Origin of the sequence: Pseudolysinimonas sp., assembly GCF_044239695.1 — a bacterium.
GTDB lineage: Bacteria > Actinomycetota > Actinomycetes > Actinomycetales > Microbacteriaceae > Pseudolysinimonas_A.
Genome location: NZ_JBIIAW010000084.1, coordinates 1 through 13,610 on the forward strand (window position 1 = coordinate 1; position 13,610 = coordinate 13,610).

A 13,610-nucleotide genomic window follows, 5' to 3' on the forward strand; every position below is an offset into this window, starting at 1 on the left:
GCTTCGCCGAGGCCTGGATGCGGTCGAGCGTGGCCTGATCCGGTTTGCCCGGGATGGCGACCACGATGTTGTTCCCGAGGGTCGAGATCTCGGCTTCGGAGACACCGGTGGCATCGACACGCTGACGGATGATCGACACCGCCTGTTCGAGCTGCTCGGTGGTCACGTCGGCGGCGCCCTCCGCGACGAGCGGCGCGAGGATGATCTGCGTGCCCCCCGAGAGGTCGAGCGCGAGCTTCGGAGCGCCCGACCACCCGCCCCAGATCACGCCGCCGCCCACGACGCCGGCCATGACGGCGATGATCGCGCCCAGCCAGGCGAGGGAACGCGCGGCCTTGCGTGCGGGGCTCGACGACTTCGTGGCCACGCGCCTCTTCTTTCTACGATTCAGGGCACGCCGATTCGGGCGCGCCACTCCGGCCGTGTCGGCCGGAGATGAGGGTTACGACTACTCGGTCGGCTCGGTCGGCTTCTTGCGCGACCGCGGGGCCGGCTTCGGCTTCTCGTCGCGCTCGCCGAACTCGGGCTCGTCGGTGATGTCGATCTCGGGATCGGTGATCGCACCGGTCGCCTCGAGGATCTCGGCCTCTTCGACAGCCTCATCGGGAAGGGTCTCGTCGACGACCTTCGCGATCGTCTGGCTGTGGACGCGGAGCTTCGTGCCCGGCGTCGTCTCGATGATCGCCTCGTTCTTCTCCTCGTCGACCGAGAGGAGGGTGCCGTAGATGCCCTGGCTGGTCATCACCTCGGCACCGGGGACGATCTTGGCGCGCATGGTCTCGGCGTCGCGACGGCGACGCCGCGAGCTGATGAACATGAAGACGATGAGCACGCCGGCGATGGCGATGAGCGCAAGGGACAGCGGGTCTGAGAACACGGGGATGCCTTCCGAAGGTTCGAGGGGTCGCGCGCCGATCCTGAGTGAGGGGGCTAGCGCGAACCCCATGAATCATATGTCATCGTCGAAGAGCGCCCCGCTGTCGGGCCGCCGGATCCCGAGGTGGTCCCACGCGCGCCGAGTGGCGACCCGCCCGCGCGGGGTGCGACTGAGCATCCCGACTCGCACGAGGAACGGCTCGACGACCGATTCGATGGTGTCCGCCTCCTCGCCGACGCTCACGGCGAGGGTGCTCAGACCGACCGGCCCACCCTCGAACCGGTGCACGATCGTCTCGAGCACGGCGCGGTCCAAGCGGTCGAGCCCGATCGGGTCGACGTCATAGAGCTCGAGGGCGCCGTGGACCGCCGACATCCCCGCTCCTCCGCCGCGCACGAGGGCGAAGTCGCGCACGCGGCGCAGCAGGCGATTCGCGATGCGCGGGGTGCCGCGACTGCGGCCGGCGATCTCGCGCCGCGCGTCGGGCGGGATCGCGAGGTCGAGCAACCGCGCCGCACGCGCGAGCACCTCGTCGAGTTCGGCGTCGTCGTAGAACTCCAGGTTGGCGGTGAAGCCGAACCTGTCGCGCAACGGGTTGGGCAGCAGACCCGACCTCGTCGTCGCGCCGACGAGGGTGAACGGCGCGAGATCGAGCGGGATGCTGGTCGCCCCGGCGCCCTTGCCGACCATGATGTCGATGCGGAAGTCCTCCATGGCGAGGTAGAGCATCTCCTCCGCCGAGCGGGCCATCCGGTGGATCTCGTCGATGAAGAGCACCTCCCCCGGCACGAGACTCGAGAGCAGCGCGGCGAGGTCGCCGGCGTGCTGGATGGCCGGACCGCTCGACATCCGCAGCGGGCGGTTCGACTCGTGGGCGACGATCATCGCGAGGGTCGTCTTGCCGAGTCCCGGCGGACCGGCGAGCAGGATGTGGTCGGGCGTGCGGTTCTGCATCGCGGCCGCGTCGAGCAGCAGTTGGAGCTGCCCGCGCACCTTCACCTGTCCGACGAACTCGGCGAGACTCCGGGGGCGCAGCGCTCCCTCGAACGCGAGCTCGGCCTCCGACTCGGGGGCGGGCCGGACCAAGCCCGTGTCGATCTCGTCACTCACGGCCGCACCTGCTGGGGTCCCAGCCGCGCGAGGGCGAGTCGCAGAAGCGCGGGCACCGGAAGGGCGCCATCCTCTTCAGCGGCCGCGACCACCTCGTCGACGGCCTGCACGGCGACCTTCTCGTTCCAGCCGAGGCCGACGAGCGCGGCGACGACGTTCTGAGCGGTCGTGGATGCGGCGCTGCTCGGCGCGGCGACCGGCCCGGTCGGGGCGAGGATCTTGCCGGCGAGCGACACGACGATGAGCTTCGCGGTCTTCGGGCCGATGCCCGAGACCTTGCGGAAGGGCGTGTCGTCTTCGGTGGCGACCGCAGAAGCGATCTGGTCAGGCGTCAACGTCGCAAGCACGCCGAGGGCCGACTTCGGCCCGACGCCCGACACGCCTCGCAAGAGGTCGAACATCGCCAGCTCGTCGGTCGTCGCGAACCCGAAGAGACTCATGTCGTCTTCGCGCACGATGAGCGCCGTGTGCACCCGCGCCTCCTGCCCGACGCGCAGGCCGAGTGCGTGCTGCGGCGTGATCAGCACCGAGTACCCCAGCCCGCCGACGTCGATCACGACGACGGACCCGCCGCTGGGCGTGGAGCCGAGGCTCAGCACGGGGCCGCGCACCGACGAGATCACGACGCCACCCTACGTTTGCCCGTCGACTTCTCCGCCTCGCGCCACGCGCGCTGCGCCGGGGTGAGGGAACCGCCAGCGACGGCGCCGGTCGACGCCCCGCCCCCGCGCCAGCCGTGGCAGATCGCCAGGGCGAGGGCATCCGCCGCATCCGCCGGCTTCGGGATCTCGTCGAGCGCGAGGATGCGCATCACCATCGTGCCGACCTGGAGCTTCGCCGCCGACCCGTAGCCGGTGATCGCGGCCTTCACCTCGCTCGGGGTGTGCAGCCCGACGGGAAGACCGTGCTCGGCCGCCTGGGCGAGGGCGATGCCGCTCGCCTGGGCCGTGCCCATGACCGTGCGGAGGTTGTGCTGGGCGAAGACGCGCTCGACGGCGACCGCCTCGGGCGAGAACTCGCGGATCAGATCCGCGATGCCGCGGGAGACGGCGAGGAGACGCTCCGCCAACGGGTCGTCGGCGGGGGTGCGGATGACTCCGGCGTGCACGAAGCGAGCCCGTCGATCGGTGCCGACGTCGACGACGCCGACGCCGCATCGGGTCAGGCCCGGGTCGACTCCGAGGATCCGCATCCGGCCATGCTATCGAACACATGTACGAACGAGGGGTCTCGACACGCCCGCTGCGCGGGCTCCCCGACCGGCGGGGTTCAGTCGTCGGCGTCGAGTTCGGCCTGCACCGACTCGGAGATGTCGAAGTTGCTGAAGATGTTCTGCACGTCGTCGCTGTCTTCCAGGGCGTCGATCAGGCGGAACACCTTGCGGGCCGTGTCGGCGTCGACCTCGACGGCGAGGTTCGGCACGAACTCGGCTTCCGCGGAGTCGTACTCGATCCCCGCCTCCTGCAGCGCCGAGCGCGCCTGCGTGAGGTCCGACGGGTCGGTGATGACCTCGAAGCCACCGCCCTGGTCCTTGACCTCCTCGGCACCGGCGTCGAGCACCGCCTCGAGGATCGCGTCCTCGTCGACGCCGTCGGTCTTGGTGATCGAGATGACGCCCTTGCGACTGAAGTTGTAGGCGACACTGCCGGGGTCGGCGAGAGTGCCGCCCTGGCGGCTGAGCGCCGTGCGCACCTCGGCGGCCGCGCGGTTCTTGTTGTCGGTGAGGCACTCGATGAGGAATGCGACGCCGTTCGGGCCGTAGGCCTCGTACATGATCGACTCGTAGTTGATCGCCTCGCCGCCGATGCCGGCGCCGCGCTTGATCGCGCGGTCGATGTTGTCGTTGGGGACCGACGTCTTCTTGGCCTTCTGCACGGCTTCGAACAGGGTCGGGTTGCCGGCCAGGTCGGCACCGCCGATCTTGGCGGCAACCTCGATGTTCTTGATGAGCTTCGCGAACGACTTGGCACGGCGCTGATCGATGATCGCCTTCTTGTGCTTCGTCGTGGCCCACTTGGAATGACCGCTCACGGTGCTCCTTCTTCGTTGCTGTAAGTCCTCGCCGATCTTAGCTGGCGCCTCACCAGCCGCCGTCCTAGGCTCTCGGGGTGCCTGCCCGCTGGTTCCGCATCTCGTTCGCGGAGAATGCCTTCCGGCGTCACCTCGCCGAGGTCGGCGAGCAGCTCGAGTCGCTGCGCATCGGCACCGCCCTGACCGCCGCGACCGGCTTCTACGCGTCGCACCGCGCCCAGCACACGCGCATCCTCGAGGACGGCGACGGGCTGCTCTGGCAGTGGGGTCCGGATGCCGACGCCGCGCGGTTCACGGCGGCCGTCACCCGGCAGTTGATCCGCGAAGGCGACGACCAGCCCATCGTGCAGGTGACCCTGTGCCTGTCCTACCGCTGGACGCCCGCCCGCCGCGCACTCGGCCGCGGGCACGCCTGGTGTTTCACGCCGACGCGGGTTCCCGACTTCGAACGGGGCATCCGTCGATCACCCGAGTTCCGCGCCGTCGCGTCGGCCGCGCCGGTCGAGGTCACGCTGCGCACCGACACGCTCTGACCGCTCCCCGACTACCCCTCCTTCAGCCTCACCCCGGAAGCGCGGAGTTCGAGCTGCGCGAGCCGGCGCACGACATCTGGCTCACCGCGCCGCCATGCCCCGAGAGCGTCGGCGTCGATGCTCGTGATCGCCGACAGCTTCTGCGTCGTGAGCGCGCGGAGGGCGAGCAGATCCATGCCGGCGTCGGCCTGCACGACAGCCTTCGCGCGACCGGCGCGGCGGATGAAGAGGATGCGCGGCACGAGCCAGACGATGAGGATCATCAGCACGGGGAGCACCGCCGTGCCGATCCCGAGGGTCAGCGCCAGTTGGAGCACGGCGTCCTGCTGCGCCTGCCCGGCCTCGGCGAGCGTGCCGCCCGCTGCACTCGCGCCGTCGAACGGCACCCGGATGCCGGGGCCGATGAGCGGGACGCCGCCGAGGTTCTCCCCCACCTCGGCCATCGTCTGCTCGAAGCCGACGCCGGCATCCTCCATCTGGACTCCGAAGACGGCGAGCCCGTTCACGAGCGTGAAGACGGTGACGCCGAACCACACCCACAGCGCGATGGCCGCGAGGGCGAGCACGTCGCCGATGATCTGACGCGTACGACGGCCGGCGAAATCGGAGTAGATCTTCATGCACCGATCATCCCCCGCGTACCGGTCAGGAGGGGATGCGTTCCAGGAATCGGGCGTGGAAGCGGTGGTCGTCGGTCATCTCAGGGTGGAACGCCGTGCCGAGCAGCGGCCCCTGCTCGACGGCGACCACTCGGCCGTCGTCGAGAGTCGCCAGGGCACGCGCATTCGGCCCGACGACCTCGACCGCGGGAGCCCGGATGAAGACCGCGTGCACGGGCGGGGCTCCGAGCTCCGGGATGTCGAGATCGGTCTCGAAGGAGTCGTTCTGGTTGCCGAAGGCGTTGCGGCGCACGACGACGTCGAGGCCGCCGAGGGTCTGCTGGCCGGTGATCGCGTCGCGCACGGTGTCGGCGAGCATGATGAGTCCCGCGCAGGTGCCGTACACCGGCATCCCGTCGGCGATGCGCGCCTTCAACGGTTCGGCGACCCCGAACAGGCGGGAGAGCTTGTCCATCACGCTCGACTCGCCGCCCGGGATGACGAGCCCGGCCACGTCGTCGAGTTCGGCGGCGCGACGCACCGGCACGGCGTCCGCCCCCAGACCGCGCAGCACCGACAGGTGTTCACGGAAGTCACCCTGGAGTGCGAGGACGCCGACCCGCGGGCCCGAACTGTTCAGCAGGACCTACCAGCCGCGCTCGGCGAGGCGGTGCGGCGCGGGGATGTCGGCGACGTTGATGCCGACCATCGCCTCGCCGAGCCCGCGCGACGCGGCCGCGATCTCGGCCGGGTCGTCGAAGAACGTCGTCGCCTTGACGATCGCGGCGGCCCGGGCGGCCGGGTTGCCGGCTTTGAAGATGCCGGAGCCGACGAAGACGCCGTCGGCTCCGAGCTGCATCATGAGCGCGGCGTCGGCGGGGGTCGCAACGCCGCCGGCGGTGAACAGCACGACGGGGAGCTTGCCGGTCGCGGCGACCTCGGCGACCAGGTCGTACGGGGCCTGCAGCTCTTTGGCGGCGACGTACAGCTCGTCCTTCGTCTTGGACTTCAGGGCGTTGATCTCGCCGGTGATCGTGCGGATGTGCTTCGTCGCCTCGGAGACGTCGCCGGTGCCGGCCTCACCCTTCGAGCGGATCATCGCCGCGCCTTCGGTGATGCGGCGCAGGGCCTCGCCGAGGTTGGTGGCACCGCAGACGAACGGCACGGTGAAGTTCCACTTGTCGATGTGGTTGACGTAGTCGGCCGGGGACAGCACCTCGGACTCGTCGATGTAGTCGACACCGAGCTGCTGCAGCACCTGGGCTTCGACGAAGTGACCGATGCGGGCCTTGGCCATCACCGGGATCGAGACGGCGGCGATGATGCCGTCGATGAGGTCGGGGTCGCTCATCCGGGCGACTCCGCCCTGGGCGCGGATGTCGGCCGGGACCCGCTCGAGCGCCATGACGGCGACGGCCCCGGCATCCTCGGCGATCTTCGCCTGGTCGGCCGTGACGACGTCCATGATGACGCCGCCCTTGAGCATCTCGGCGAGGCCGCGCTTGACGCGGTTGGTGCCGAGTTCCGTCGAAGACTCCGTGGGGGTGGGCGCCGTGGTGGTCATAACCGCTGATTCTACGGCGCGGCCGCGAACGGGGCCGCCGAGCAGTCAGGCCAAAGCCCGGATTTTGGACCCCCCGGAAACGCGCGGCGGCGGATGGGAGGATCGGCGGATGAAGGTGCTCTCGATCCAGTCCGCCGTCGCCTACGGTCACGTCGGCAACTCCGCCGCCGTCTTCCCGCTCCAGCGGATCGGCGTGGAGGTGCTGCCGGTCTACACGGTGAACTTCTCCAACCACACCGGCTATGGCGCGTGGCGCGGTCCCCTGATCGCACCGGACGACGTCGCGGCGGTGATCCAGGGGGTCGAGGACCGCGGGGTGTTCCCGCAGATCGACGTGGTCCTCTCCGGATACCAGGGCGGAGTCGGCATCGGCGACGTCATCGTCGACGCCGTCGCGCGGGTGAAGGCGGCCAACCCGAACGCGATCTACGCGTGCGACCCGGTCATGGGCAACGCGAAGTCGGGATGCTTCGTGGCCCCGGAAATCCCCGTGCTGCTGCGCGAGCGGGTCGTGCCGGTGGCCGACCTGATCACGCCGAACCAGTTCGAGCTCGGCTTTCTCACCGACACCTCGCCGGATTCGATCGACTCGACGCTCGCCTCGGTCCAAGCCGCCCGCGCGATGGGACCGCGCACGGTGCTCGTCACGAGCGTCGAGCGGCCCGACCGGGAGCCGGACACGATCGAGATGATGGTCGTCGACGACCGCGGCGCGTGGATCGTGCAGACCCCGCTGCTGCCGATGAAGGCCAACGGCTCGGGAGACGTCACGGCGGCGCTGTTCACCGCGCACTATGTGGCATCCGGTGACGCGGCGGTCGCCCTCGCGCGCACGGCGTCGAGCGTGTTCGACCTGCTGCAGAACACCCTGGACTCGGGCGAGCGCGAACTGCAGCTCGTGGAGTCGCAGGAGTCGTACGCGCACCCGCGGATGCAGTTCGAGGTGCGCCAGATCGGCTGAACCCGGATGTCGCGGTTCAGAACGGCGGCGGATCGGCGTCGGCGACGAACCCGGTGGGGCTGGTCCAGCGGATCACCCCGTCGGGTCGCTGCTCGACCGTCCACCGCGTGCGGTGCTTCAAAGTGTGATGTCGGCGCGAGAGGTGCGCGAGGTTGCGCACGCTCGTGGTGCCGCCCTTCGCCCAGTCAACCGTGTGGTCGATGTCGCAACGCTTCGCGGGGCGGCCGCAGCCGGGGTGCCGGCAGGTCACGTCCCGCAGGGCGAGTACCCGGGCGAGGTCGGCCGGCGGTCGGTAGCTGGTGCGGTCGACGTCGAGCACGGCGCTCGACACGGGATGCGTGAGGATGCGGTGGAACGACGGGGCCTTCACGGCGAGTCGACGGGCCGTCTCGGGATCGATCGGAATGCGGCCCTCCAGCGTCGCCGGCTGATCGCCCTCGCCGAGAAGCGTCAGCACCGGAACGAGCACGCCGACCGTGACGCGCGGCTCGGTTGCCGGGTCATTCCGCCCGGTGAGGATGTCGGCGACCGCGTCGGCGCGGATCTGGTCGAGCGAGCGCGACTCGTCAGTGCAGGTCGCTAGCTGCCGCGCGATGCCGTCGATGCGCTGCCAGGCCGCCTCGGCATCCGTCGAGGGGAGATGGATGCCGAGCCAGGCCATGCCGTCGTCGCCGTGCTCGATCCAGGTGCGCCGGGCCGCGCGCGCCCGCTCGTGCCGCTCGGTCTGCGACTCCGGGTGCACGCGATCGCGGAATGCGCGCATCCGCTCGCGGAAGCGTGAGGGCACGAGACCGGCGAGCTCCGCCGCGCGATCGGCGACCCGGGCGTCGCACATCTCGTTCTCGGGAAGGCTGTCGAGTACATCCGCGACGCATGCGACGTTCTCCGGCGAGATCTCGCCCTCGCGGAAGAGGTTCCAAACGGGCAGCGCCCGGGTGGTGACGAGCTCTCCGCGACGCACGAGCGCGCCGACCGTCGACTCGCTCAGCGAGAGGCGAACGGCGAGGTCGGCGATCGCCGCCTCGACGGCGAACGAGATGTCGCGTGCAGTCGCCTCGTCACGCACGACCACATAGGTGTCGGGATGGCGGCGCGCCTCCCGGATGACGGACACGACGGCCGACATCCGCTCTGCTGCCAGGCGGTTCAACTGGCTGGAGGCGACCTCCGCGCGCGCGAGCGCGAAGTCGACGCGGTCGTCGGCCCGCGTGTCGTCGATCGCTCGGGTGCTCATGCCCTCACGACATCGAAGACCACCGACAATCGCGCCTCGAAACGATCGGGTTCCGCGACGCGAGCCGGCTTTGTGACCGATTCGTTATGCAGCAGGCCAGGCGGCGGCGATCTCGTCGCGGACCTCGCCGAGCAACCGCGGGATCGCCTTCGTCTGGGCGATGATCGGGAAGAAGTTCGCGTCGGTCGCCCAGCGCGGCACGACGTGCTGGTGCAGGTGCGCGGCGATGCCGGCGCCGGCGATCGCCCCCTGGTTCATGCCGATGTTGAAGCCGTCGGCGCGCGACGTCGCAGCCAGCACGCGCATGGCCGTCTGCGTCAGCGCCCCGATCTCGGCGACCTCCTCGGCCGTCGCCGAGTCGTAGGTCGCGATGTGGCGATACGGCACGACGAGAAGATGCCCGGAGTTGTAGGGGAAGAGGTTGAGGATGACGTACGCCAGCTCCCCGCGGTACGCGATGAGCGCCTGCTCGTCGCTCATGGTCGGCGCCGTGCAGAACACGCAGTCGTCGCCCGGGGCGGCGCCGCCCTGCTCGATATAGGCGATCCGGTGCGGGGTCCACAGCCGCTGAAAACCGTCCGGGATGCCGGCGAGCCCCAGCGACGACTCGGCCGCCGGATACTCGGTGCCGTCGTAGTCGGGAGGGAACGGCACGTCAGACCTGCGCGTGCGAGTCGATCGCCTCGTGGATGCGCGCCACGGCATCCTCGATCGGAACGCCGTTGTCCTGCGTCCCGTCGCGGAAGCGGAAGCTGACCGTGCCGCCCGCGCGGTCCTGTTCCCCCGCGATCAGCTGGAACGGCACCTTGCCTTGCGTGTGGGTGCGGATCTTCTTCTGCATCCGCTCGTCGCTCACGTCGAGTTCGGCGCGCACGCCTTCGCCCTTCAACCGGTCGATGACCTCGCCGAGGTAGTCGGCGTAGTCCTCGGCAACCGGGATGCCGACGACCTGCACGGGCGACAGCCACACCGGGAACGCTCCCGCGTAGTGCTCGAGCAGGATCGCGAAGAACCGCTCGATCGACCCGAACAGGGCGCGGTGGATCATGATCGGGCGCTTCTTCTGTCCGTCGCGATCGGTGAACTCGAGCTCGAAGCGCTCGGGCAGGTTGACGTCGACCTGCACGGTGGAGAGCTGCCAGACCCGGCCGATCGCATCCCTAGTCTTGAGGTCGATCTTCGGCCCGTAGAACGCGGCCTCACCGGGCACCTCGGTGTACTTCAGGCCGCTCGCCTGCGCGACGTGCCGCAGCGCGTTGGTCGAGTACTCCCAGAACTCGTCGGAGCCGAGCCACTTGGTCTTCTCGTCGTCGCGCATCGAGAGCTCGAGTTCGAAGTCGTCGAGCCCGAAGTCGCGCAGCATCGAGATGACGAACTCGAGCACCTTCGTAGTCTCGGCTTCGAGCTGGTCGGGGGTGACGAAGAGGTGCGAGTCGTCCTGGGTGAAGCCGCGCACCCGGGTGAGCCCGTGCAGGGCACCGGAGAGCTCGTTGCGGTAGACCGTGCCGTTCTCGGCGAGCCGCATCGGCAGGTCCCGGTAGCTGCGCTGCCGCTCCTTGTAGATGAGGATGTGCATCGGGCAGTTCATCGGCTTGAGGTAGTAGTCGACGCCCGGTTTGGTGACGGTGCCGTCGGCGTCGCGTTCCTCGTCCATCACGATCGGGGGGAACATCCCGTCCGCGTAGGTCACCAGGTGGTTGGAGGTGACGAACAGGTCCTTCTTGGTGATGTGCGGCGTGTAGACGTAGGTGTACCCGGCCTCGACGTGGCGCTTGCGAGCGTGCTGCTCCATCTCCATGCGGATGACGCCGCCGCGCGGGTGCCAGACCGAGAGACCGGATCCGATCTCCTCGGGGAACGAGAAGAGGTCGAGCTCCTTGCCGAGCTTGCGGTGGTCGCGCTTGGCGGCCTCCTCGAGGCGTTCCAGGTGCGCCTTGAGCGCGCCCTTGTCGGGCCACGCGGTGCCGTAGATGCGCTGCAGCTGCGGGTTCTTCTCCGAGCCGCGCCAGTACGCGGCGGCGATGCGCATCAGCTTGTGCGCGCCGAGTGCCCCGGTGTTGGAGACGTGCGGGCCGCGGCAGAGGTCCTTCCAGACGGTCACACCCTCGCGGTCGACGTTGTCGTAGATCGTGAGTTCGGCCCCGCCGATCTCCACCGACTCGTCGTCGTCGCCGCCCTTGAGCCCTATGAGCTCGAGCTTGTACGGCTCCCCCGCGAGTTCGGCGCGCGCCTCCTCCTCGGTGACGACCCGGCGCACGAATCGCTGACCCGAGCGGATGATGCGGTCCATCTCCTTCTCGATCGCCGGGAGGTCCTCCGGGGTGAAGGGGGTGGCGACGTCGAAGTCGTAGTAGAAGCCGTCGGTGATCGGCGGGCCGATCCCGAGCTTCGCGTCGGGATCGACCTTCTGCACCGCCTGGGCCAGCACGTGGGCGGTCGAGTGCCGCAGGATGTTCAGGCCGTCGGGCGAGTCGACCTCGACGGGCTCCACGGCATCCGTCTCGGTGACCGTCGTCGCCTTGTCCTTGAGCTCGCCGTTGACGCGGATCGCGACGACAGAGCGGTCGGGGAACAGGTCGAAACCGGTCGTATGGGACGACTGCTGGGCACTCACCCGCTCAACGATAGCGGCGCGCGCCGCGCCCATCCGGCGCCCACCGTGCGCTCAGCCGCCGAAGGCGCCCACCACCGCGCTCATCCAGTCGACGACGATCTCCCGGCTGAACGCCGTCGCCCAGGCGATCGCGATCTGCAGCACGGCGACGATGTCGACGAGGACCGTCGTCAGCCGGTCCTTCGCCGTCGGGATGAGGGCGATCGCGAGCACGGTCATGAGGATGAAGCTGTTGCCGGCGGAGCCGGCCGGCAACAGCCCGAGCACGTCGGCGCCGAGGATGGCGGCGAAGGCGAGCGTCGAGACGAGGATGGCGCGGGGCCGGCGCACGAGGATCGCCATGATCCACGCGCTGAGCACGGGGGCGGCGAGCAGCCAGCCGGCCGGGGTCGTGAACAGCGCCCCGAGCGATGCGAGCCGTTCGGGCATGCCGTCGAGGATGCCGCGACCGAGCGGGGTGAGCACCGATCCGGTGAAGACGAAGTTGATGAACAGGATCGCCGAGATCGCCGAGATCGTCGGATAGATGATGACCAGCACGTTGGCGCTGCGGGCGCCCTTCTGCTCGACCCGGGCGAGCCGCAGGAACGGCGCGGCGACGGCGAGGGTGGTCACGTAGAGCAGACCGCTGAGATCGGACAGTGTCGCGAGCATCAGCAGCATCCCGGCGCGGAAGCCCGACCGGGTGTTGCGCCACGAGACGAACCGCACGACGTCGGAGGCGGCGAGTCCGAAGAAGGCGAGCCCGAGGAATGCGGCGAAGTTCTCCAGCGCCGTGTACGCGAACAGCGGGTTCGCCCCGATCGCGAGGGTCAGGATCACGATCGTGCTCCGGGAGAACCCCCGCTGCACCATGATCTCGAGGATCTTCTGGAGGAAGATCCCGGCGATCAGCGCCCCGGCGACGGCGAGCCCGGCGCGTCCACCCGGCAGGAGCGTCGCGAGCAGCGTCGACAGCGGCGGGAAGATCTGACCGATCCACTCCGGGTCGGCGCGGTCCCACGGAATCGTCGCGACGTGGTCGAGGAGTTGCCCATTCGGGGTGACGAGGTTCGCCCCGTCGGTCGTCGCCGCGCCGGTCCAGGCGAGCAACAGGTACGGCACGGCGAGCCCGAAGCGCAGCGACCAGCGGCGCAGCGGGTCGCGCGGGAACGCGTCGAGGCGGGTCCGCGGCGCACGGCGGCGGACCCGGCGACCCGCATCGTCGACCGCGACGGCGCTCATGACCCCACCTGGGCGGCTCCGTCGTGCGACTGGGTGGTGAGGCCGTGCTCGGTCTTCTCCCAGTAGTGCGGTTTGAACAGCAGCTGCCAGAGCGCCTTGTACGACGCCACCGAGTGCAGCACCCAGTAGACCGGGTTGAGCAGCGACCAGAGGATGAGGTCGAACGTCCCCCGCTTGTACGGACCCATCATCGACAGGTAGACCATCGCCGAGTTGCCGATGATGAAGTTGACGAGCGTGATCCAGAGCAGCCAGACCGGGAAGAAGGGGCTCAACCATTCCGTCGGGATGACGATCGTGAAGACCGTCAGCACATACAGCGGGATCACCCCGAGGAAGGTGATCGGCGTGCCCGCGATGAGCAGCGTGAAACTCGCGAACCGGCGCAGGCCGATCCTCCGGATGAGGGTCACCGGGCGGCGCGCGTGCACGAGGCTCGTCTGCATGTAGCCCTTGATCCACCGGCTGCGCTGGCGGATGAAGTTCGGGATGGAGGTGTTCGCCTCCTCCATCGTCGTCGAGTTGACGACGCCCACCCGGTAGCCCATCGCACTCGCGCGGATGCCGAGGTCGGCATCCTCGGTGACGTTGTAGGGGTCCCACCCGCCGAGTTCGATGAGCGCGTCGGTGCGGAAGTGGTTGCTCGTTCCACCGAGCGGGATCGGCAGGTCGGCGGCGTCGAGGCCGGCCAGCATGTAGTCGAACCAGTAGTTGTACTCGAGCGTGAACATGCGGGTGAGCGCGTTCTCGTCGGCGTTGAAGTAGTTGAGCGCGGCCTGCACGCACACCGTCTTCTCCCCGCCACGACGGAAGGCGACGACGCACTTCTTCAGCTGGTCGGGATCGGGCGCGTCTTCGGCGTC

At 69.5% G+C, this 13,610-nt stretch carries 15 protein-coding genes and 1 pseudogene; 2 read left to right on the forward strand and 14 right to left on the reverse strand.

Features of this window, described 5'->3' with window-relative positions; all coding sequences use genetic code 11:
- The 6 genes and pseudogenes from ACILQS_RS12245 to ACILQS_RS12270 form a co-directional block, all read right to left on the reverse strand.
- A pseudogene (locus tag ACILQS_RS12245) lies at positions 1-367 on the reverse strand (protein translocase subunit SecD); the annotation flags it as partial.
- Positions 368-448: 81 nt separating this feature from the next.
- Entirely contained in the window at positions 449-877 is a 429-nt protein-coding gene (yajC, locus tag ACILQS_RS12250; protein WP_395640410.1) for a preprotein translocase subunit YajC, read from the reverse strand.
- Between the two features lie 72 nt (positions 878-949).
- Entirely contained in the window at positions 950-1,987 is a 1,038-nt protein-coding gene (ruvB, locus tag ACILQS_RS12255; RefSeq protein ID WP_395640411.1) for a Holliday junction branch migration DNA helicase RuvB, read from the reverse strand.
- Complete coding sequence (gene ruvA, locus ACILQS_RS12260; protein WP_395640412.1) at positions 1,984-2,610, reverse strand: Holliday junction branch migration protein RuvA; 627 nt, start codon at positions 2,608-2,610, stop codon at positions 1,984-1,986. Before ruvA ends, ruvB begins: the two co-directional genes overlap by 4 nt.
- Positions 2,607-3,179, reverse strand: coding sequence for a crossover junction endodeoxyribonuclease RuvC (ruvC, locus tag ACILQS_RS12265; protein WP_395640413.1), 573 nt, complete (start codon positions 3,177-3,179; stop codon positions 2,607-2,609). Before ruvC ends, ruvA begins: the two co-directional genes overlap by 4 nt.
- Before the next feature lie 77 nt (positions 3,180-3,256).
- Positions 3,257-4,018: a YebC/PmpR family DNA-binding transcriptional regulator gene (locus ACILQS_RS12270; RefSeq protein ID WP_395640414.1), complete on the reverse strand. Its 762-nt coding sequence runs from the start codon at positions 4,016-4,018 to the stop codon at positions 3,257-3,259.
- Positions 4,019-4,095: 77 nt separating this feature from the next.
- Here ACILQS_RS12270 and ACILQS_RS12275 point away from each other — a divergent pair, with 77 nt between their 5' ends.
- Positions 4,096-4,551 carry a hypothetical protein gene (locus ACILQS_RS12275; RefSeq protein WP_395640415.1) on the forward strand — a complete coding sequence of 152 codons (456 nt, stop codon included), beginning with the start codon at positions 4,096-4,098 and terminating at the stop codon, positions 4,549-4,551.
- Positions 4,552-4,562: 11 nt separating this feature from the next.
- Here ACILQS_RS12275 and ACILQS_RS12280 read toward each other — a convergent pair whose 3' ends face one another.
- The 3 genes from ACILQS_RS12280 to pdxS are packed head-to-tail and all read right to left on the reverse strand — an operon-like array spanning position 4,563 to position 6,714.
- Entirely contained in the window at positions 4,563-5,171 is a 609-nt protein-coding gene (locus tag ACILQS_RS12280; protein ID WP_395640416.1) for a hypothetical protein, read from the reverse strand.
- A 25-nt stretch (positions 5,172-5,196) separates the two neighbouring features.
- On the reverse strand, positions 5,197-5,790 hold the full coding sequence (pdxT, locus tag ACILQS_RS12285; protein WP_395640424.1) for a pyridoxal 5'-phosphate synthase glutaminase subunit PdxT: 594 nt from the start codon (positions 5,788-5,790) through the stop codon (positions 5,197-5,199).
- A 6-nt stretch (positions 5,791-5,796) separates the two neighbouring features.
- Complete coding sequence (pdxS, locus tag ACILQS_RS12290) at positions 5,797-6,714, reverse strand: pyridoxal 5'-phosphate synthase lyase subunit PdxS (RefSeq protein WP_395640417.1); 918 nt, start codon at positions 6,712-6,714, stop codon at positions 5,797-5,799.
- Positions 6,715-6,823: 109 nt separating this feature from the next.
- On the opposite strand from pdxS, the gene pdxY reads away from it, so the two are divergent.
- Complete coding sequence (gene pdxY, locus ACILQS_RS12295; RefSeq protein ID WP_395640418.1) at positions 6,824-7,675, forward strand: pyridoxal kinase PdxY; 852 nt, start codon at positions 6,824-6,826, stop codon at positions 7,673-7,675.
- Between the two features lie 16 nt (positions 7,676-7,691).
- Here the strand turns inward: pdxY and ACILQS_RS12300 are convergent, their stop codons facing one another.
- The 5 genes from ACILQS_RS12300 to ACILQS_RS12320 form a co-directional block, all read right to left on the reverse strand.
- A complete protein-coding gene (locus tag ACILQS_RS12300; RefSeq protein ID WP_395640419.1) occupies positions 7,692-8,909 on the reverse strand; it encodes a DUF222 domain-containing protein in 1,218 nt (405 codons plus the stop codon).
- 84 nt (positions 8,910-8,993) lie between these two features.
- Entirely contained in the window at positions 8,994-9,563 is a 570-nt protein-coding gene (locus ACILQS_RS12305; protein WP_395640420.1) for an HIT family protein, read from the reverse strand.
- Between the two features lies 1 nt (position 9,564).
- Positions 9,565-11,556, reverse strand: a complete 1,992-nt coding sequence (thrS, locus tag ACILQS_RS12310; protein WP_395640421.1) for a threonine--tRNA ligase — start codon at positions 11,554-11,556, stop codon at positions 9,565-9,567.
- Positions 11,557-11,574: 18 nt separating this feature from the next.
- On the reverse strand, positions 11,575-12,747 hold the full coding sequence (locus tag ACILQS_RS12315; protein WP_395640422.1) for a hypothetical protein: 1,173 nt from the start codon (positions 12,745-12,747) through the stop codon (positions 11,575-11,577).
- Positions 12,744-13,610: glycosyltransferase family 2 protein (locus ACILQS_RS12320; RefSeq protein WP_395640423.1), on the reverse strand; the 867-nt coding region annotated here is incomplete at its 5' end. The genes ACILQS_RS12315 and ACILQS_RS12320, both read right to left, overlap by 4 nt.

Bases quoted from the DNA above. Each gene is read 5' to 3' on its own strand.
- pdxS (WP_395640417.1), bottom strand. From the start codon at position 6,714: ATGACCACCACGGCGCCCACCCCCACGGAGTCTTCGACGGAACTCGGC.
- ruvC (WP_395640413.1), bottom strand. From the start codon at position 3,179: ATGCGGATCCTCGGAGTCGACCCGGGCCTGACCCGATGCGGCGTCGGC.
- pdxY (WP_395640418.1), top strand. From the start codon at position 6,824: ATGAAGGTGCTCTCGATCCAGTCCGCCGTCGCCTACGGTCACGTCGGC.
- ACILQS_RS12300 (WP_395640419.1), bottom strand. From the start codon at position 8,909: ATGAGCACCCGAGCGATCGACGACACGCGGGCCGACGACCGCGTCGAC.
- ACILQS_RS12280 (WP_395640416.1), bottom strand. From the start codon at position 5,171: ATGAAGATCTACTCCGATTTCGCCGGCCGTCGTACGCGTCAGATCATC.
- ACILQS_RS12315 (WP_395640422.1), bottom strand. From the start codon at position 12,747: ATGAGCGCCGTCGCGGTCGACGATGCGGGTCGCCGGGTCCGCCGCCGT.
- thrS (WP_395640421.1), bottom strand. From the start codon at position 11,556: ATGGGCGCGGCGCGCGCCGCTATCGTTGAGCGGGTGAGTGCCCAGCAG.